This is a genomic window from Streptomyces sp. NPDC046716 (assembly GCF_040645755.1).
In the GTDB taxonomy this organism is placed as follows: domain Bacteria; phylum Actinomycetota; class Actinomycetes; order Streptomycetales; family Streptomycetaceae; genus Streptomyces.
In genome coordinates, this window is record NZ_JBEYYU010000045.1 from 26,473 (window position 1) to 45,061 (window position 18,589).

The 18,589-nt window shown below is 73.6% G+C and carries 15 protein-coding genes; 8 read left to right on the forward strand and 7 right to left on the reverse strand.

The annotated features are described in order from the left end of the window. Positions 1-46: 46 nt before the first annotated feature. Together ABZ930_RS28785 and ABZ930_RS28790 are read right to left on the reverse strand one after the other, a co-directional pair. The gene (locus tag ABZ930_RS28785; protein ID WP_361553808.1) at positions 47-1,627 is read right to left on the reverse strand and encodes a glycosyltransferase family 39 protein; all 1,581 of its coding nucleotides are present in this window, start codon (positions 1,625-1,627) and stop codon (positions 47-49) included. Between the two features lie 94 nt (positions 1,628-1,721). Next, positions 1,722-2,135: an organic hydroperoxide resistance protein gene (locus tag ABZ930_RS28790; RefSeq protein ID WP_361553811.1), complete on the reverse strand. Its 414-nt coding sequence runs from the start codon at positions 2,133-2,135 to the stop codon at positions 1,722-1,724. A gap of 125 nt (positions 2,136-2,260) precedes the next feature. Here ABZ930_RS28790 and ABZ930_RS28795 point away from each other — a divergent pair, with 125 nt between their 5' ends. Genes ABZ930_RS28795 through galE form a run of 4 tightly spaced genes read left to right on the forward strand, consistent with a single transcriptional unit; the run spans position 2,261 to position 6,674 of the window. After that, positions 2,261-2,755, forward strand: coding sequence for a MarR family transcriptional regulator (locus ABZ930_RS28795; RefSeq protein ID WP_361553814.1), 495 nt, complete (start codon positions 2,261-2,263; stop codon positions 2,753-2,755). Between the two features lie 33 nt (positions 2,756-2,788). Further along, on the forward strand, positions 2,789-4,003 hold the full coding sequence (locus ABZ930_RS28800) for a glycosyltransferase family 87 protein (RefSeq protein WP_361553817.1): 1,215 nt from the start codon (positions 2,789-2,791) through the stop codon (positions 4,001-4,003). A gap of 53 nt (positions 4,004-4,056) precedes the next feature. After that, positions 4,057-5,646, forward strand: coding sequence for a glycosyltransferase family 2 protein (locus ABZ930_RS28805; RefSeq protein ID WP_361553901.1), 1,590 nt, complete (start codon positions 4,057-4,059; stop codon positions 5,644-5,646). A gap of 47 nt (positions 5,647-5,693) precedes the next feature. Next, the gene (galE, locus tag ABZ930_RS28810) at positions 5,694-6,674 is read left to right on the forward strand and encodes a UDP-glucose 4-epimerase GalE (protein ID WP_361553819.1); all 981 of its coding nucleotides are present in this window, start codon (positions 5,694-5,696) and stop codon (positions 6,672-6,674) included. A gap of 289 nt (positions 6,675-6,963) precedes the next feature. Here the strand turns inward: galE and ABZ930_RS28815 are convergent, their stop codons facing one another. The 3 genes from ABZ930_RS28815 to ABZ930_RS28825 form a co-directional block, all read right to left on the reverse strand. Then, positions 6,964-8,361, reverse strand: coding sequence for a threonine/serine exporter family protein (locus ABZ930_RS28815; RefSeq protein ID WP_361553822.1), 1,398 nt, complete (start codon positions 8,359-8,361; stop codon positions 6,964-6,966). Positions 8,362-8,434: 73 nt separating this feature from the next. After that, a complete protein-coding gene (locus ABZ930_RS28820) occupies positions 8,435-9,346 on the reverse strand; it encodes a sulfotransferase (protein WP_361553825.1) in 912 nt (303 codons plus the stop codon). A gap of 100 nt (positions 9,347-9,446) precedes the next feature. After that, positions 9,447-10,082: a TetR/AcrR family transcriptional regulator gene (locus ABZ930_RS28825; protein WP_361553828.1), complete on the reverse strand. Its 636-nt coding sequence runs from the start codon at positions 10,080-10,082 to the stop codon at positions 9,447-9,449. Between the two features lie 165 nt (positions 10,083-10,247). Between ABZ930_RS28825 and ABZ930_RS28830 the strand changes: the two genes are divergently transcribed. The 4 genes from ABZ930_RS28830 (at position 10,248) to ABZ930_RS28845 (ending at position 16,082) form a co-directional block, all read left to right on the forward strand. Next, positions 10,248-11,183 (forward strand): ABC transporter permease, encoded by a 936-nt coding sequence (locus ABZ930_RS28830; protein WP_361553831.1) that lies wholly within the window; start codon positions 10,248-10,250, stop codon positions 11,181-11,183. A 16-nt stretch (positions 11,184-11,199) separates the two neighbouring features. Further along, positions 11,200-12,057 (forward strand): ABC transporter ATP-binding protein, encoded by an 858-nt coding sequence (locus ABZ930_RS28835; RefSeq protein ID WP_361553904.1) that lies wholly within the window; start codon positions 11,200-11,202, stop codon positions 12,055-12,057. Between the two features lie 129 nt (positions 12,058-12,186). Continuing rightward, the gene (locus tag ABZ930_RS28840; RefSeq protein WP_361553833.1) at positions 12,187-14,406 is read left to right on the forward strand and encodes a CDP-glycerol glycerophosphotransferase family protein; all 2,220 of its coding nucleotides are present in this window, start codon (positions 12,187-12,189) and stop codon (positions 14,404-14,406) included. Next, the gene (locus ABZ930_RS28845; RefSeq protein WP_361553836.1) at positions 14,406-16,082 is read left to right on the forward strand and encodes a glycosyltransferase; all 1,677 of its coding nucleotides are present in this window, start codon (positions 14,406-14,408) and stop codon (positions 16,080-16,082) included. The genes ABZ930_RS28840 and ABZ930_RS28845 overlap by 1 nt, the downstream gene beginning before the upstream one ends. Here the strand turns inward: ABZ930_RS28845 and ABZ930_RS28850 are convergent. Together ABZ930_RS28850 and ABZ930_RS28855 are read right to left on the reverse strand one after the other, a co-directional pair. Then, positions 16,072-17,568, reverse strand: coding sequence for a hypothetical protein (locus tag ABZ930_RS28850; protein ID WP_361553907.1), 1,497 nt, complete (start codon positions 17,566-17,568; stop codon positions 16,072-16,074). The two genes, ABZ930_RS28845 and ABZ930_RS28850, sit on opposite strands and share 11 nt — an antisense overlap. Positions 17,569-17,597: 29 nt before the next feature. Further along, positions 17,598-18,398 carry a polyprenol monophosphomannose synthase gene (locus ABZ930_RS28855; protein ID WP_361553839.1) on the reverse strand — a complete coding sequence of 267 codons (801 nt, stop codon included), beginning with the start codon at positions 18,396-18,398 and terminating at the stop codon, positions 17,598-17,600. Between the last annotated feature and the right edge of the window lie 191 nt (positions 18,399-18,589).

Sequence of the window (18,589 nt, forward strand, 5' to 3'; positions counted from 1 at the left end):
GGTCAACTCCTTCAGGACGACCGGAGTTTTCCGGCCCTTTACGCAATCACCCCATCGGCTGAAGTGTCGGATAAGGCGACTTCCGGGGTCCTGCGGAGGCGTCCTGAGCCGCCGGACAGCCCGGCGCGGCGCCGCCCACCCGCTCGTACAGCCGCACCATGCCGCTCTGCCGCCGGTCCTGGCGCACGGGCCTGAAGTCCTGCCGCAGCACGTCGAGTTTGGCGGCGTCGGCGGAGGTGCGCGAGCGCCAGCCCGGGCGGGCGGCCTCGGCGTCGAAGTAGACCCACAGCCGGGGCAGACAGGCCATTCGGGCGCGCAGTTCGGCGGCGGGGACGTCGCGGCCGTAGAGGGTTCCGGAGCGGGCGCCGGAGGCCAGCAGGGACACGTCCCGGGTGCCGGAGACGGAGACCGGGTAGGCCTCGGCGTACTTGCGGCCGGTCTTCGGGACGTACAACAGCGGGTCGCCGGGCTTCAGTTGGCGCGACAGCATGCGGGCGACCGAGCCGAGGTCGTCGCGGCGGGCGTGGACCGAGCGCTGGTGCTCCTGGAGCGGGAGCTGGGCGAGGAAGGCGACCGCGATCAGGCCGAGCCCGGCGAGGGCCGGGGCGGTCGCGGCGGGGGCCAGGCGCGGCACCCGGGACACCAGCGCCTCCGCGCCGGCCGCCACCAGGAGCGGCACCCCGGCGAAGGCGAAGAACGCGTAGCGCGGCGCGTACAGCGGGTGCCACTGGGAGAGCGCCAGCAGGGTCAGCGGTGGCAGCAGCGCCAGCGGCAGCGCGGTCGCGACGATGCCGCAGGCCCCTTTCGCGGCACGGGCCGGCGGGCGGGAGACGGCGACCGCGACCAGGGCGAGGGTCGCCGCGTACAGCAGCCCGTGCCCACCGGTGGCCATCCGCAGCAGCGCCTCGGCGTCGGCGCGGCCGGGCCGCCGGATCCAGCCGACCTGGGCGCTCTGCCCCCGGGTCACCAGGACCAGGGGCAGCAGCGAGACGGCGGCCGCCGCGGCGGCCGCGCCCCAGCCGCGCCACACGCGCCGGGGCACCCGGCTCACGGCCAGGGTCACGGCGTGCGCGGGGAGCACGAGCACCGCGAACTCGTGCAGCCAGGCGGTGCAGGCGACGGCCGCCGCGTACGCGGCCCAGGCCCGGCCCGTCGGTGCGCGCACCGCCCGGACGCACAGCAGCGTCGCGGCCGCGGCACCGGCGGCGACCAGCGCGTAGGAGCGGCCCTCCTGCGCGTAGTACTGGGTGAACGGCGCGACGGCGTACAGCAGTCCGGCCCACAGTCCGGTGCGGGGGCGGACCAGGCGGGTGCCGATCGCGGCGACCAGGCAGGCCGCCGCGGCGGCGCCGCACACCGACGGCAGCCGGAGCAGCACCTCGCCCGGGTGCAGCGGCAGCAGGAAGTGCATGAGCAGGTAGTAGACGCCGTGCACGGCGTCGATCGTGCCCAGCAGCTGCCACAGCTGCGGCAGCGAGCGGGACGCGGCCATGACGGTGGCCGCCTCGTCCCGCCACATCGTCCCCCGGTCGAGCCCCCACAGTCCGAGGACGAGGGCCACGGCACCGGGGACGGCGACGGCCAGGGCCCGGGCGCGCGCCGGCCCGGGGTGCGTGATCAGCGACATGTGCCGAGCCTGTACGACAGACCGACTAATACCGGCGATAGTGGGGCATGTGCCGCACAACGTCACCCGTTCCTACGCGAGCGGGCCCCGCCGACTACTCGACGACGAGCTGCACGTCGATGTTGCCGCGCGTCGCGTTCGAGTACGGGCAGACCTGGTGGGCCTGCTCGACCAGCTTGCGGCCGGTCTCGGCGTCCACGTCGTCCGGCAGCTCCACGCGGAGCACGACCGCGAGGCCGAAGCCCTCGCCCTGCTTGCCGATGGAGACCTCGGCGGTGACGGCGGCGTCGGTGACGTCCACCTTGGCGCTGCGGCCGACCAGGCCGAGCGCGCTGCCGAAGCAGGCGGCGTAACCGGCGGCGAAGAGCTGCTCCGGGTTCGACCCCTGGCCGTTGCCGCCCATCGCGGTGGGGATGCCGAGCTGGAGGTCGATGACGCCGTCCGAGGAGACGGCGCGGCCGTCGCGGCCGTGGGTGGCGGTGGCGACAGCGGTGTAGATGGCGTCCATGAGGGGCCTGCCCTTCGAGAGCTGATGCGTCCGGCGGTTTCCTGCGCCCGCCTTCTTACGTCCCCAAGTAGAGCACGCAATTCAATTGTGCACAACTAAATCGCCTGAGGGATTACCCTGGAGCCATGACCCAGCGCGACGAGTACCTCCGCCTCGACCGGCAGATCTGCTTCTCCCTGAACGCCGCGTCGCGCGCGTTCGGCGGCGTCTACCGCGTCCTCCTCAAGGACCTGGGCCTCACCTATCCGCAGTACCTGGTGATGCTCGCGCTCTGGGAGGCCGACGGCGCGGGCCTGCCCGTCAAGCGGCTCGGCGAGCGGCTGCGCCTCGACTCGGGGACCCTGTCGCCGCTGCTCAAGCGCCTGGAGACGAACGGCCTGGTGCGCCGGGAGCGCAGCGCGCGCGACGAGCGGTCGGTGGTCGTGACGCTCACCGGGGCGGGCGTCACCCTGAAGGAGCGGGCGGCCGAGGTGCCGCGGGCGATCGGGGCGGCCACCGGGTTCGACCTGGCCGAGCTGGACGACCTGAGGGCGCGGCTCAACCGTCTGACCGAGGCGCTGGACGGCGCGGACATCCAGACCCTGGGTGACGCGCACGCAGCGGACGGCGCGGACATTTAGGGATCTTCCGGGCGGGACATACGCTCCCGAACCGTGACTCTCGACACCCGGCCGAGCATCCCGGCCCCCGTCTTCGCCACCTGGGTCCGCCCGGGCCCGCTGGCCCGCGCCGCCCTCCCCGCCGTCTGGCTGGCCACCCGCGCCGCGATGGTCCTGCTCCTCCTGTGGGACGGGCTCGGCACCGGCGGTGTGACCCGGGAGGTGTCCGGGCTCTACACCCACTGGTACGGGATCCTCGCCCGGGGCGCGTTCCCCTCCGGCGACCCGCTCTGGCAGTACCCGCCGGGCGCGGGCCCGGTGCTGCTCGCGCCGGGACTGCTCCCCCGGCTCGGTTACGTCCACGCCTTCGTGGCGCTCACCCTCGTCGCGGACGCGCTCATCACGTACGTCCTGGCGCGCGGCGGCCGGGAGCCGCGCGGCGCGTGGCTGTGGGTGGCGGGGCTGCCGCTGCTCCTGCACATCCCGCTGGCCCGCTTCGACGTCCAGGTCACGGCGCTCGCCGTGCTCGCCCTGCTGATGACGGGCCGCTCACCGCGCACCGCGGGCGTCCTCGCGGCGCTCGGCACCCTGGTGAAGGTCTGGCCGGCGCTGACCCTGCTGGGCACGGAACGGGGGCGCTCGGCGCGGGAGGCGTGGACGGCGGCCGTCGTGTCGGGGGCCGCGCTGCTGCTCGTCCTGACGTTCGCCTTCGACGCGCCGCTGTCGTTCCTGAGCGGGCAGAGCGGGCGCGGTGTCCAGATCGAGTCGCTGGGCGGGACCGCGCTGATGATCGCGCGTCACTTCGGGTGGCCGGGCCGGGTCCGGTACCGGTACGGGGCGTTCGAGGTCGTCGGGCCGCACGTGGAACTGGTCGCGGCGGCCGCGCTGGCGCTCACCGTCGTGGCGTTCGCGGTGCTGCTGTGGTGGCGGACGCGGGCCCGCGCGTGGTCGGAGGCGACGCCGTACGACGCCGCCCTGTGCGCGGTGCTGATGTTCACCGTCACCAGTCGCGTCATCAGCCCGCAGTACCTGGTCTGGCTGCTCGGGCTCACCGCCGTCTGCCTCACCTCCCGGTACACCACGCAGGCCCGGGTGGCCCCGCTGATCCTCGCCGCGGCGGGGCTCAGTTCGCTCGCGTACCCGGTGCTCTACGCGGACGTGCTCGCCGGGACCTGGACGGGCTGCGCGGTGACGGCGGCGCGCAACGCCCTGCTCGTCGGAGCGGTTCTCCTCTCCTTCCGTTCCCTTCGAAAAGGAACGGAAGAGTAAAACTTCCGGCTTACCGGACATTTACCAACAACACCTAAGATTCAGCCGTGGAAATCTCGCCATCTCCGGCCGTCTCGGTCGTCGTGATCGGATTCGACGACGCCGCCCATGTCACCGACGCGGTGCGCTCGGCCCTCGCCCAAGGGCCCGCCGTGGCCGAGGTCGTCGCGGTGGACGACTGCTCGACGGACGGCAGCGGCGCCCTCCTCGACGAACTGGCCGCCCGGGAGCCCCGGCTGACGGTCGTGCACCGCGAGCACAACAGCGGCGGCTGCGGCACCCCGCGCAACGACGGACTCGCCCGCGTCACCCGCCCGTACGTGATGTTCCTCGACAGCGACGACGCACTGCCGCCGGGCGCGGCGGCCGCGCTCGTCGGCGCGGCGGAGCGGCACGGCGCCGAGGTGACCGCCGGGCTGTGCGTGCGGCGCGAACTGCCGTCCGGGCGCGAGGTGCCCTGGCAGCCGGAGCTGTACGCGCGGCCGGCCGTCGTCGAGCACCCCGCGCGCCGCAGACGCCTGGTCCACGACACGCTGTGCGTCAACAAGCTGTACCGGACGGACTTTCTGCGCGGCAACGGCATCCGCTTCCCCGACGGACGCTTCGTCTACGAGGACTTCGTGTTCACCGCGCGGGTGCTGGCCGCCGGGCCGCGCATGGCCCTGATCCCCGACCCGGTCTACGTGTGGCACGTGCGCCGCACCGCCGACCGGCTCTCCCTCTCCCTCGACCGGGCCCGCATCGACAACTGGCAGGCCCGGCTCGACGCCCACCGCACGGCCGTCGACATCCTCCTCGGCGCGGAGCAGAAGCGGCTCGCGCGCGCGGCGCGGGCCCACTTCCTCGACCACTCGCTGCGCATGTACGCGCGTGAACTCGATCTGCGCGGACCCGAGTACCGCACCGAGTGGTGGACCAGGACCCGCACGTACCTGAAGACCTTCGACACGGCCGACTTCGAGCTGGCGCCCGCGCCGGGCCGCGTCGTCGGCCGGGTCGTCGAGGCCACCGAGGAGCCGCGCGACCTGCCCCGCGTCAAGGAACTCGCCGCCCGCCCGGCCCGTCTCCTGCCGCCGTACGCGTACGCGCCCGACGGCACCCCCGCCTGGTCCGCGGAGCTGCCGCAGGTCACGCTCGGCCATCTGCTGCACCGGCCGGTCCATCTGCTCCCGGTCGCCGTCGAGGGCGAGCTGCGGCCGAGCCCCCGCGGCACCCGCCTCTCCCTGCGCATACACGAGCTGTACGGGCGGGTCGCCGACGCCGGACCGCGCACGATGGACGTGGAACTCGTCGACCGGCAGCGCGGCGGCGTCGTCCAGCGCCGCACCGCCGCCGTCACCGCGCTGCCCGACGCGCAGTGGGCGGCGACGGTCCTGCTCGACCTCTCCGCGCTGGGCCGGCCCGGCACCTGGGACATCCGGCTCCGGCTGCACTTCGCCGACGGCAGCCACCGCGACACCACCGCCCACGCCGTCCGGGGGCCGGGGCTGCTGCGCCGCGCAGCCGTCCCGAGCCGCCGCCACGGCGTGCTGCTCGCCCAGCCGTACGCCACCCACTCCGGCGCCCTCGCCCTGCGCACGGCGCCGGGGCTGCGCGGGGTGGTGTCGGTGGTGGGGCGCAGGGCACGGCGCCTGCTTCACTGACCGCAAGGCGTTCCGCCTGCTTCTCTGCACGAGGGGATCTCTCCGACATGACCTGGCTGATCACCGGCGGGGCCGGCTACATCGGGGCGCACGTGGTGCGCGCGCTGCGCGCGGCGGGCGAACAGGCGCTCGTCTACGACGACCTGTCCACGGGCATCGCCGGCCGGGTGCCGGCCGGCGTCGAGCTGGTGGTCGGCTCCACCCTGGACCGGGCGCTGCTGGAGCGCACCCTCGCCGGCCGGTCCGTCACCGGTGTCGTCCATCTCGCGGCCAAGAAGCAGGTCGGTGAGTCGGTGGCGCGGCCGCTGCACTACTACCGGGAGAACGTCGAGGGGCTGCGGGTGCTGCTCGACGCGGTGACCTCGGCCGGGGTCCGCGCGTTCGTGTTCTCCTCCTCGGCCGCCGTGTACGGGATGCCGGACGACGCCTCGCTGACCGGCGGCTTCGTCACCGAGGACACGCCCTGCGCGCCGATGTCCCCGTACGGCGAGACGAAGCTGGCCGGTGAGTGGCTGGTGCGGGCGACGGGCCGGGCCACCGGGCTCGCCACCGCGTCCCTGCGCTACTTCAACGTGGCGGGCGCCGCCTCGCCCGCGCTGGCCGACACCGGGGTCTTCAACATCGTGCCGATGGTCTTCGAGCGGCTGACCGCCGGGGACGCTCCGCGCATCTTCGGCGCCGACTATCCGACGCCGGACGGCACCTGTGTCCGTGACTACATCCACGTCGCCGATCTGGCCGAGGCCCATGTCGCCGCCGCGCAGCGGCTCGCCGGGGCGGCGCCGGGCACCGATCTCACGCTCAACATCGGGCGCGGGGTGGGTGTTTCGGTGCGCGAGATGATCGACGCCATCGTCCGTGAAACGGGCCTGGACGTCCCGGCGACCGTCCTCTCCCGCCGCCCGGGCGATCCGCCCCGCGTGGTCGCATCCGCTGCCCGCGTCACCGCCGAACTGGGCTGGTCGGCCAAGCACGACGTCCCCGAAATGATCGCCTCGGCCTGGGCGGGCTGGCCCCACTCGCCGTAACCCGCGACGAGCTCCGCCTCCCCTCTACGCACCGGTGCCCCCATCCCGCGCAACCCCCACGCGCGGCTCTCGTCGTGGCTGGTCGCGCAGTTCCCCGCGCCCCTGAAGGCATGCGCTGCGCGCAGCCTTCCCCCGGAGGCTGCGGCTCCGCCGCGCCTCTCTCGATGAGATGGCGCGCGAAGTGCGCATCTCAGGGGCGCGGGGAACTGCGCGAGAAGCGGCCACCGGGCCGCACACGAAGAACCACCCAGGGGCGCGGCCAGCCCCCACGGACCCGGAGACGACACACTCACCCGAACCCGGCAGCCCGCACCCGGCGAACCAGTTGCCCCACTTCACCGCTCAACCCCACCCCCACAGCCAACGCCAACGTCACAGCCGCCACATTGACCATCCCCCCGAGCCCCACGATGGTCCGCCCGGAGGCCAGCGCCCCCAGCGCCCCGTACAGCACCCCACCCGGCAACAGCGGAGCGATCGCCGGGACGACCAACGGCAACGCCGACTCCCGCCGCCGCCGAGCCACCCAGTGCCCGGCACACCCCACCCCGGCCGCCACCAACGCCGTACCGACCAGCGCCGACAACCCCAGCACCCGGAACTCGACGGACACCACGAACCCGATCACCCCGAGCACGGCGGCCGGCAACCAGTCCCGCCGGGGCGTCCGCGCACGGGCCGCCACCGCGACCGCGAACACCACGACCCCGGCCACCGGCGCCCCGAGATGTCCGGCCCGGCCCACGCTGACGGCCGGCACCAACGGCACCCCGAACCCGAGCAGATCCCCGACCCCCAGCACGATCACCACCCCGGTGACCACGGCGGCGAAGATCAGCGCGGCGTCGCAGAACCGCCCGAGCGCGGTCAGATAGTGCCCGGTGAGCGCGTCCTGCACGGCGCTGACGAACGTCACCGTGGGCAGCAGCCCGAGCACCCCGGCGACGACGACGGCCGGCACGACGGACGGCGGCGCGATCCGGCTCACGGCGAGCGCCATGACGGCGGCCGGCATGGCGGCCACGGCGAACCGGTAGAACGCGGGCACCCCGTGCCGCCCGAGCCAGCCGCACAGCAGCCCCCCGAGAAGCCCGGCGACGAACGCGCAGAGCAGCGACCGCGGCCCGCCCCCGAAGACGACGGCCGCGCCGGCGGCGACGAACCCGGTCTGCACCGGCACCCGCCACCGCGCCCACCGCCCGCCGCCCGGCGGCGCGTCGAGGATCCGCGCGGTCTCGGCCCGCGCCTCGTCCAGGGTGAGTTCCCGCGCGCCGATCCGGTCGACGAGCCGGTGCACGCGGCCCAGGGCGCGGTAGTCGGTGCCGTATCTGCGGATCACCCGGCGGGCGTGGAGCGGGGTGAGCTCTCCGGGCGCGTAGCCGGACAGCACCACCTCGGAGAGGGTGACACCCGGCTCGCAGTAACTGAGCCCGAACGTCTCGGCGGTCACCAGCATCCCGGCGACGGCCTCCTCCGCCGAACCGCCGTACGACAGCAGGGCGTCCCCGAGCCGGATGGCGAGATCGGCGACGCGGGCGCCGTAGGCCTCCATGTCGGCGCGGCCGTCGTCGTGCAGCAGCTCACCGGCGTAGCCGTAGTTCCTGGTGGGTTCGAGGCCGCGCAGCCGGGGCAGCGCTCCGGTCAGCCAGGGCGTGGCGCTGGCCTCGGTGTCGGTCGTCACACGCATAGGGATGGAGCGTAATGGACATTTAGCCCATTTGGGGCAGCGGGCGGAGACGGTCCCGCGATGCGGACAACCGCTACGCTGCGAGCGGGCCCCCGTACCCCCAGGTCTCCGCCACCTCCCGCACCCGCGGCGACAGCCCGTCGAGGCCGGGCGGCACGGGCGCGGGCTGGACGCGGCCGGAGAGGATCTTGTCGCTGCGGTCGCCGAGGTTCGGCAGCAGCGGGCCGTGCTCGTCGGCGTGGGAGCCGTAGTCGAGCATGCCGGGCTCCCAGTCCAGGCCGAGCCAGTCGGTGACGGACCGGGTGACGGCGGCCGGGTCGGCGGTCAGCTCCTCGTAGCGGACCGTGTGGGTGAGCGCCGGGTCGAGACGGCGGCGGGCCTCTTCGAGGGGGCCGAGGTACTTCAGGACGTTGCGCTCGTTCTCCGCCGTCGTCGCCGTGTTGCCCCTGCGGCCGTCGAGCGAGTCGATGATCGCCCGCGGGTGGCGCTGGAGGAAGAGGAAGCGGGCCCGCGGCCAGGCGTGCTCCAGACGCTGCCAGGCCCAGACGTTGCCGGGGGTCTTGTCGACGACGACGTCCTTGCCGGAGCGCTCCAGCTCCAGGTGGAGCACCCGGTCCCACAGGACGTGTTCCAGCTCGGCCTTGTCCAGGTCGAGGGCGCGCAGCGCCCGGCCCGAGAAGTCGGGGGCGAGGTCCACCTCGACGCTGCGCAGGTGCAGCTCGTGCGGGGCGCGGACGCGGGAGTGGCTGTTGAGCAGCATCCGCAGCAGGGTGGAGCCCGCGCGGACCGGGGTCAGGACGAAGACCGGGCTCTCCACCAGGCGCGGCGCGGGCGGCACCGCCACCTCCAGGGGGACCGTCCGCTTGGGCGGCCGCCGGCCGCCGGCCGGCGGAGTCACCGGCTCCGTCGCCCTCGATGCCGGCGCGCTCAGCGCCTCCTTCAGCAGGCGCGCCCTGCGCCGTATCCCGGTTTTCACAGTTCCCATGACGAGGACTGTGCCGGGCGAACTTTTACCCGGGCTGTGTGCCGCCCTTACCTTTCATGAAACTTCGGCCGGGATCCTGCTCGGCGTGAACCGCCGTGCCTCACAGCGCCTTGAGCCCCGCCGCGGTGGCCGCCGCGAGCCGCTTCAGATGCCCCTTGGGCAGCTCGGGCGTGCGCACCACCACCGAGCGCCAGTACAGCGGGCCCGAGATCAGGTCGAGCGCCAGCTCCTCGTCGAGGCCCTCGCGCAGCTCGCCCCGGTCCACGGCGGCCCGCACGATCCCGCTCGCCACCCCGTGCTGGCCCTCGCGCAGCGCCTTCTGCATCGCCTCGGCGATCTCGGGGTTGCGGGCCGCCTCCGCCTGGAGGTCGGGGATGATCTGGCCGGCCACGGGGTGGCGCAGCGCGCGCGACGTGACCTTGTAGAGGAGCAGCAGGTCCTCCTGGAGGGAGCCGGTGTCGGGCGCGGGCAGGCCCTGCACCGCTATCGCGGAGACCAGGTCGAGGACGAGGTGCAGCTTGGAGCGCCAGCGGCGGTAGACGGCCGTCTTGCCGACCCCGGCGCGGCGCGCGATGCCCTCGATGGACATCCGGGCGTAGCCGGCGGAGGCCAGCTCCTCGAAGACGGCGGCGCGGATGGCGTCCGTCACGTCCTCGCGCAGGACGGCGGCCCCGGCCGGGGCCCGGCGACGCGTCGGCTTGGCCTTGTCATGGGCGGGGTCGGCGTTGGTCGTCATATGGCAAAGCATAGAGGCGTAACGACGAAACGGTTGCGTTCCGACGTAGATCCGCCCTATCGTCATCGCCATCACGTGACGACGATACGGACCCGTCCCGACGTAAACGGGAGGTGAACGCCCGTCGTCCTCCATTCACCGAAGCCATCGAAGGAAGCAGCGGACGTGAGTCAGGTTCTGGACACGCCTCCCAGGGACACACCTCCCACGCCGGCGCCCCCGGCCGCCGCCACCGAGGACGCCGCGGCCCTCGCCGCCAGATACGGCCTGAGCGTCAGCGGCGCCCGCCCCACGCTGTCCGCGTACGTGCGGCAGCTGTGGGCGCGGCGGCACTTCATCACCGCCTTCGCCACCGCCAAGCTGACCGCGCAGTACAGCAAGTCGAGCCTGGGCCAGCTCTGGCAGGTGCTGACCCCGCTCCTCAACGCCGCCGTCTACTACTTCATCTTCGGCGTCATCCTGAAGACCTCCAGAGGCGTCCCGGACTACATCCCGTTCCTGGTGACCGGGGTGTTCATCTGGACGTACACGCAGAGCTCGGTGATGTCCGGGGTGAAGGCGATCTCCGGGAGCATGGGCCTGGTGCGCGCCCTGCACTTCCCGCGCGCCTCGCTGCCGCTGTCGTACTGCCTCCAGCAGCTCCAGCAGCTGCTGTTCTCGATGGTCGCGCTGATCGTGATCCTGCTCGCCTTCGGCGTGCCGCCCGGCCCCTCCTGGATCCTGGTGCTGCCCGCCCTGGCCCTGCAGTCGGTCTTCAACGCGGGCCTGGCCCTGGTCATGGCGCGGCTCGGCGCCCGCACCCCCGACCTCAACCAGCTGATGCCGTTCATCCTGCGCGTGTGGATGTACCTGTCCGGCGTGATGTTCAGCCTCAGCGACAAGCTGCCGAAGACCGACCTTCCGGTGGCCGTCCAGCAGGCCGTGCAGCTCAATCCGGTCGCCGTCTACATCGACCTGATGCGCTTCGCCCTGATCGACAGCTTCACCGCGGACAACCTTCCGCCCCACGTCTGGGCCTTCGCCCTCGGCTGGGCGCTGCTCGCCGGCGTCGGCGGGTTCATCTACTTCTGGAAGGCAGAGGAGACGTACGGCCGTGACTGAGACCCGGACCGAGGCGATCGCCCTCCACGACAAGACCCCGCAACCCCAGGACGAGCGCGTCCCCACCGTCATCGTCGACGGCGTCGACATCGTCTACCGGGTCAACGGCACCGGCGCGGGCCGCGGCGCCGCGACCGCCGCCCTCAGCCGCATCCTGCGCGGCCGCAAGAAGGTCGAGCGGCGCGCGGGCGTCCGCAAGGTCCACGCCGTGCGGAACGTGTCGTTCACCGCCTACCGCGGCGAGGCCATCGGCCTGATCGGCACCAACGGCTCGGGCAAGTCGACCCTGCTCAAGGCCGTCGCCGGACTGCTGCCCACGGAGAACGGGCGGATCTTCACCGACGGCCAGCCCTCCCTGCTCGGGGTGAACGCCGCCCTGATGAACGACCTCACCGGCGAGCGCAACGTCAAGCTCGGCGGCCTCGCCATGGGCATGAGCCGCGAACAGGTCCGCGACCGCTACGACGAGATCGTCGACTTCTCCGGCATCAACGAGAAGGGCGACTTCATCACCCTGCCGATGCGCACGTACTCGTCGGGCATGGGCGCGCGGCTCCGCTTCTCCATCGCCGTCGCCAAGGAGCACGACGTCCTCCTCGTCGACGAGGCGCTCGCCACCGGCGACCGCTCCTTCCAGAAGCGCTCCGAGCAGCGGATCAAGGAACTGCGCCGGCGCGCGGGCACCGTCTTCCTGGTCAGCCACAGCAACAAGTCGATCCGGGACACCTGCGACCGGGTGCTCTGGCTGGAGCGCGGCGAGCTGCGGATGGACGGACCGACGGAGGAGGTCCTCGCGGCCTACGAGGCGTTCACCAACCCGGCCAAGAAGCCCAAGACGCCCGCAACCGGCAAGAACACCGCAAAGGGAACCTGACCTCACCGGGCCGCCTCTTCCCCCATGAGGCCCAGTGAGGCACAACTGCGCTTACCCTTTTGTCCGCTTAGTGCAAATATGACTCATGGGCGGTGGCCAGAAGAGGACCAGAAGAAGCGAGGAGTCCCTGTGCAGATAACCCGGACCGGCGAGCCGTTGCTCAGCATCATCGTGTACGGGCGTGACGTGCAGGGACTGCTCGGCGTCTGCCTCGACGGCGTGGCCGCCCAGCTGCCACCCGAGGCCGAGCTGGTGACGGCGGCCGTCGGGGACGACGCGCAGGACGTGGCGGCACGGTCCGGCGGCACGGTCCTGCCGCTGCCCGGGGACACCGGCGACGCGGCGGCACGGGCGGCCGGCGCCGAGCGGGCGCGCGGCACCTGGCTGTGGTTCGTGCCCGCCAAGGACCGGCTGCCCGCGGGTGCGGTGCGGACGCTCCTCGACCGGCTGGCCGAGGTGGACCCGGCGGTCGACGTGGTGGTCGCCGACCATGTCCGCACCACCTGGCGCTCCACCGGCACGTCCGGCGCCGACGCCGGCCGGCTCGCCCGCGTGGCCCGCCGCGACGTCACCCTCGACCAGGCCCCCGACCTGCTCCGCGTCACCCCGCTGCTCGCCAAGCGCGCCCTGCGCGCCGCCTTCTGGCGCACCCACGAGGCCGAACTGGCCGACCCCGACGAGATGTTCGCCGCCCGCGCCGCCCTGGCCCTCGCCGACCGGATCGCCTGCCTCGACCAAGTGGTCGTAGAGGTGCGGGAGTTGCGGCGCGAGAGCCTGCCCGCGGTGACCGCCGAGCAGCGCTACGGACTCGTCGAGACCTACGACCGCCTCCAGCGCCTGCTGCACCGGCGGGAGTCCGCGCCCCGGCCGCGCGCGGTCCTGTACGACCTGATGGCGACCGAGACGATGCGGGTCGTGGCGCGCGAGACCATGCCGGACGCGGTGGCGCGGGAGTTCTTCCACCGCGCCTCGGCGGCGGCCGTCCGCTGGAAGCCCGCCGGATACCGGCGCCCCGGCGGCATGGAGGGCATCCGGCGCAGACTGCTCGAAGAGGACGCGTACGCCAAGTACCGGGCGTTCCAGGCGGCCAACCAGCGGCGGCGCGGCCTGCGCACCACCCTGCGCACCCGCAAGCGGCAGCTGGGCGCCAAGGTCCTCGACCACCACTACCAGAAGGCCCTGCGCGAGCCCGTCGACCCGGACCTCGCCGTCTTCTCCGCCTACTGGGACCGCGGGATCGCCTGCAACCCGGCCGCGATCGCGGCGAAACTCGGCGAACTCGCCCCGCACATCCGCCCGGTGTGGGTGGTGTCGAAGGCGGCCCAGCCGCTCGTCCCGCCCGGCACCGACCACATCGTGCCCGGCACCCGCCGTTACTGGGAGACGCTGGCCCGCGCCCGCTACCTCACCAACAACGTCAACTTCCCGAACGCCGTGGTCAAGCGCCCCGGCGCGATCCACCTCCAGACCCACCACGGCACCCCGCTGAAGAAGATGGGCCTGGACCAGCGCGCCTACCCGACGGCCTCCCGCGGCCTCGACTTCGACGCCCTGCTCGCCCGCGTCGACAAGTGGGACTTCAGCGTCAGCGCCAACAGCCACTCCACCCGCATGTGGGAGCACGCCTACCCGTCGCACTACGTCTCCCTGGACCACGGCTATCCCCGCAACGACGTCTACTACCGGGCGACCGCCGCCGACATCCGCGCCGTCCGCGACCGCCTCGGCATCGCCCCGGGCCGCCGGGCCGTCCTGTACGCGCCGACCCACCGCGACTACGAGGCGAGCTGGACCCCGCGCCTGGACCTGGCGGCCCTGTCCGAGCGGCTCGGCGACGACACGGTCCTGCTCGTACGCGGCCACTACTTCTACGGCGGCGGCGCCTCCCCGCTGGCGGGCCTGCGGCGCACCGGCCGGGTCATCGACGTATCGGCGTACGACCCGGTGGAGGAGCTGGCGCTGGCCTCCGACGCGCTCGTCACGGACTACTCGTCCATCATGTTCGACTACGCCAACCTGGACCGGCCGATCATCAGCTTCGCCGACGACTGGGAGACGTACGCCCGCACCCGCGGCACCTACTTCGACCTGCTCGCCGAGCCGCCGGGCCACGTGGCACGCACCGAGGAGGACCTGACCGAGATCCTCGCGACGGACGCCTGGCGCGACGAGGCGTCGGCGAAGATGCGCGCCCACTTCCGGCGCAGGTTCTGCGAGTTCGACGACGGGCGGGCCGCCGAGCGCGTCGTGCGCCGCGTCTTCCTGGGCGAGCCGGAGGAGAGCCTGCCGCCGGTGCTCCCCGTCGAGTCCCGCACCCCCGCTCCCACCCCCGAGGAGGCGACCGGCTGATGCCCGCGCAGACCCCCGACGTGACCGTCACCGTGATCGTCTTCAACGACGCCGAGCGGCTGCCGCGCGCCGTCGCCTCGCTCCAGGCGCAGACCCACCACAACATCGAGATCGTCATCAGCGACGACCACTCGACGGACCGCACGCCCGAGGTGGCCCGGGAACTGGCCGCGCAGGACGACCGCATCACGTATCTGCGGCTGCCGGAGAACAGCGGCGGGTGCAGCGCCCCGCGCAACCGCGCCCTCGACATCGCCCGCGCCCCGTACCTGATGTTCCTCGACAGCGACGACGAACTCCCGCCGCGCGCCGTCGAGTCACTGCTCGCCGCCCACCGCGAGAACCCGGCGATCGACTTCGCGATGGGCGCGGTGCAGCGGATCAGGGTCGACACGGGCCACCGTTCGACGTGGATGCCGCACCTGGTCGCCGAGCGCCGCAGCGTCCCCGGCATCGAGGCCGAGCCCGCGCTGCTCTTCGAGCACCTGTCGACGAGCAAGATGTACGCGCGCGCCTTCCTCGACCGCCACGGCCTGCGCTTCCCCGAGGGCATCCACTACGAGGACCAGCTGTTCTCGGCGCAGGCGTACGGCCTCGCGAGATCCTTCACCGTCGTCCCCGACACCGTCTACCGCTGGTACATCGCGCCGTACGCGGCCGAGTCCGCGGCCTCCATCTCCAACCAGCGGCACAAACTGGCCAACGTCCGTGACCGGGTCCACGTCCAGACCCTCATCGACGCCTTCCTGGAGCAGGGCGGCTTCAGCGACGCGGTGCGCGAGGCCAAGGACTACAAGTTCCTCAAGCACGACTTCCGGATGTACGCGGGCGACCTGCCCTACCGGGCCGACGACTGGCTCGAAGGGTTCGCCGGGATCGTGAACCCGTATCTGGCGGGCCTGGCCCCCGGCGCCTACGCACGGCTGCCGCGCGCCGAGCGCGTCGTCCTCCAGCTGGTCCGCGACGGCCGCCTCGACGAGGCCCGGCTCGCCGCGCGCGGCCTCGGCCACGGGGTCGCCCCCCGCGAGGCGGTGACGGACGACGGGGGCAGCCTCTACTGGGGCGGCACGCTCCCCGCCACACCCGAGGCACGCCGCGAGCTGGTCCTGGACGACCTGGCGCTGGACTCCCGGCCGTTCCCCGGCGCCCAGTTCCGGCACGAGATCGTCTCGGTGAAGCGCAATCCCGGCCCGGCCTCGCTCGCCCTGCACATCCGCACCCACGACCCGGCGCTGCGCCTGCCGGTCGGCCCGCAGGTCGCCGCGCTGCTGCTCTCCCCCGGGCGCCGCCGCACCACGGTCCGCTTCCGGCTCGACCCGGTGCGCCCCGGCGTCTTCGAGGGCCGCGTCGACCTGGACCTCACACAGGCCGCGCTGCCCGCCCAGGGCTTCGACGGCACCCGGCACCCGCTCCTCCAGCTCCAGGCGCCGGGCGGACTGCGCAACACGGGGCTGCTGCTCGCGCCGCTGGACTTCCCGTCGTTCACGTCGGAGTTCCACCAGCACCGGGTGACGGTGGAACCGGAGGGGCGCGGCGCCGGACGGCTCCAGGTGCGCTGGGCGGCGGTCGGACTGACGGCCCGCGTGGTGCGGCCCGTGGCGCGGAAGGTGGGCCGCAACCCGATGGCGCGGCGGGTGCGGCGGGCCGTACGCCTGGTGTCGGTCCTCACCCGCTGACGCGCACCCGGTACAGCTGCTGCCCCCGGGGACCGACGGCCACCCGCTCCAGGGCCGGGTCCCCGGCGCGCAGCCCGCCGTCACCGCGATAGGCGACGACCCACCGCACGCCGTACTCGCGCAGCACCCGGAGCCGGTCCCGGCGTGCGGTCCCGGCCGCGAAGTACGTCTCCACGGCGGCCTCCCGCGCCCGCTCGTCGGCGAGGAAGAAGTCCGGATAGCCGGGGGCGACCGTGTACGGCCCGTAGGCGGGGATCTGGCGGGCCGGGAACGTCTTGGCGAGCACCACGTCGCCGTACGCCGCCCAGGGCGTGATCCAGTGGTAACCGCCCCACGGCTCGCGGTACTTGGCGGCGACGGTCGCGGGCAGCGCCGAGCGCGGCAGCACATAGCCGAGCGTCCCCGACTGGGTCCACGCGCCGAGCACCAGCGCCGCCGCCACCGCCCAGCCGAGGCCGAGCCGCACCGCCCTGCGCGGGGCGAGGAACACCTCGACGCCGGCCGCGACCTGCGCGGGGACGAGGACGGCCGGCAGCGCCCGGCCCCAGGACCAGTGACCGGTCAGGCCGCCGGCCGCGAACACGGCAAGGCCCGACAGACAGAACAGGACCAGCGGGTCGCGCCGGTCGCGCCGCCACCGCAGGACGAGCGCCGCGCCGCCGACGAGCGCCACCAGCCACAGCCGGGCGGGCAGGTCCCGGTAGAGCGAGCGGTGGATGGCCTCCAGGTTGTCGCCCGCGCCGAACAGCGCGAAGAACGAGTAGTACGGCCACAGCGCGAGCAGGAGGAGCCCGGTCGCGAGCCCGCCCGCGAGCCGCAGCCAGTGCGGCGGTCGGGGCCACGGGCGGGCGCCGAGGACCATGGCGAGGGCGCCGAGCGAGGCGACGACGCCCGTGAACTGGTGGCTGAGCAGGATCACCGCCCACAGCACCCCGGCGCCCAGGAAGTGCGTCCACGCGGTCGCCCGGCGCAGCAGCGTCCACAGCCAGAACGAGGCGCCGAGCGCGAACGTGCTCGGGTAGGCGACGCACAGGGCCAGGGAGTTGAGGCCCGAGTAGCCGCTCCAGTTGAACAGCGTCGTGCCCCACAGCAGGACCAGGCAGAGCAGGACGAGCCCCGCCGCGGCGGCCCGCCGCCAGCGCGCGGCCGCGCGCTCCAGGAACGTACCGGTGAACGCCCACACCCCGCCCGCGAGCACCGCGAGCGAGACGAACGCCCCGACGCGCAGCACGACGAACACCCCGAGGCCGGTCACCTTCGCGACCAGGCCGAGCAGCAGCGTCCAGGGGCTGTAGTACGGGCTGTCGGCGTCGGCCCTGACCAGGGGATCGCCCGGGTCGAGCAGGTCGTGGCGCAGGCGCTCGACGGTGGCGGCGTGGATGCCGAGGTCGCCCGCCCAGGGCAGCCGCAGCACGACGGCGAGCAGCAGCACGAGCACACCGCAGGCCGCGGCGCCGGCCGCGATGCGGGCGGGCGCGGCGGTCAACGGGCCCTCGCGCGCGGCCTCCGCAGCGGTCAACGGGCCCTCGCGCGCAGCTTCCACGGCATCGCGACCGACTCCAGCTGCACCATCAGGTTCATCTTCGACTCGCCGACCGTGCGGTCCTCGAAGTGGATGGGGATCTCGACGACGCCGTGTCCGCGGCGCAGCGCCCGGTACTTCATCTCGACCTGGAAGCTGTAGCCCGCGCTGTCGACGGAGGCCAGGTCGATGGCGCGCAGGGTGTCCTCGCGCCACAGGTTGAAGCCGCCGGTGATGTCGCGGACCCGGGTGCCGAGGATGGTGCCCGCGTAGGCGTTGGCCCAGCGGGAGAGCAGCCGGCGGTGCGCGCCCCAGGCGTCGGAGAGGGTGCCGCCCTGGACGTAGCGGCTGCCGATGGTGACCCCGGCGCCGGTGGCCAGGGCGACCCCCAGCATCTGGGGGACCTTCGCCACCGGGTGGCTGCCGTCGGCGTCCATCTGCAGGACGTAGCGCGCGCCGTCGGCGACGGCCCGGCTCATCCCGGCCGCGTAGGCGCGGCCGAGTCCTTCCTTGCCCGCGCGGTGCAGCACGCCGATCCGGTCGGCGCCGAAGCGTCGCACGTACTCCTCGGCGATGTCGCCGGTGCCGTCGGGGCTGGAGTCGTCGACGACGAGCAGCCGCAGCCCGGCCAGCTCGAGCCCCATCAGGGCATCCGCCATGCCGGGCAGGTTCCCGGCCTCGTTGTACGTGGGCATCACGACGGTGAGCGGGGTCGCGGCCCAGGTGTCGGGCAGCGCGAGGGCGCGGTCCGCCGTCCGGGGCGACCTCGGCGAATCGGCTGGCTTCGACGGCATCGGCTCTCCCTGAGCGGTCATCAGACAATCGGAGTCCACTTTAGACGCAATGTCCCGCATTGCCCCGAGACGTGGCCCCGGGGGCAGGGAGTCCATCAAGCCGGACGACGTCAGGAGGCAGGCAAGAGCACGTCAAGAACAGGGGCAGAATACGGCGCCGGGCCCGGGGAGCCACGGCCGCCGCGCGGCCA

Bases quoted from the DNA above. Each gene is read 5' to 3' on its own strand.
- ABZ930_RS28785 (WP_361553808.1), bottom strand. From the start codon at position 1,627: ATGTCGCTGATCACGCACCCCGGGCCGGCGCGCGCCCGGGCCCTGGCC.
- ABZ930_RS28790 (WP_361553811.1), bottom strand. From the start codon at position 2,135: ATGGACGCCATCTACACCGCTGTCGCCACCGCCACCCACGGCCGCGAC.
- ABZ930_RS28795 (WP_361553814.1), top strand. From the start codon at position 2,261: ATGACCCAGCGCGACGAGTACCTCCGCCTCGACCGGCAGATCTGCTTC.
- galE (WP_361553819.1), top strand. From the start codon at position 5,694: ATGACCTGGCTGATCACCGGCGGGGCCGGCTACATCGGGGCGCACGTG.
- ABZ930_RS28815 (WP_361553822.1), bottom strand. From the start codon at position 8,361: ATGCGTGTGACGACCGACACCGAGGCCAGCGCCACGCCCTGGCTGACC.
- ABZ930_RS28820 (WP_361553825.1), bottom strand. From the start codon at position 9,346: ATGGGAACTGTGAAAACCGGGATACGGCGCAGGGCGCGCCTGCTGAAG.
- ABZ930_RS28825 (WP_361553828.1), bottom strand. From the start codon at position 10,082: ATGACGACCAACGCCGACCCCGCCCATGACAAGGCCAAGCCGACGCGT.
- ABZ930_RS28845 (WP_361553836.1), top strand. From the start codon at position 14,406: ATGCCCGCGCAGACCCCCGACGTGACCGTCACCGTGATCGTCTTCAAC.
- ABZ930_RS28855 (WP_361553839.1), bottom strand. From the start codon at position 18,398: ATGCCGTCGAAGCCAGCCGATTCGCCGAGGTCGCCCCGGACGGCGGAC.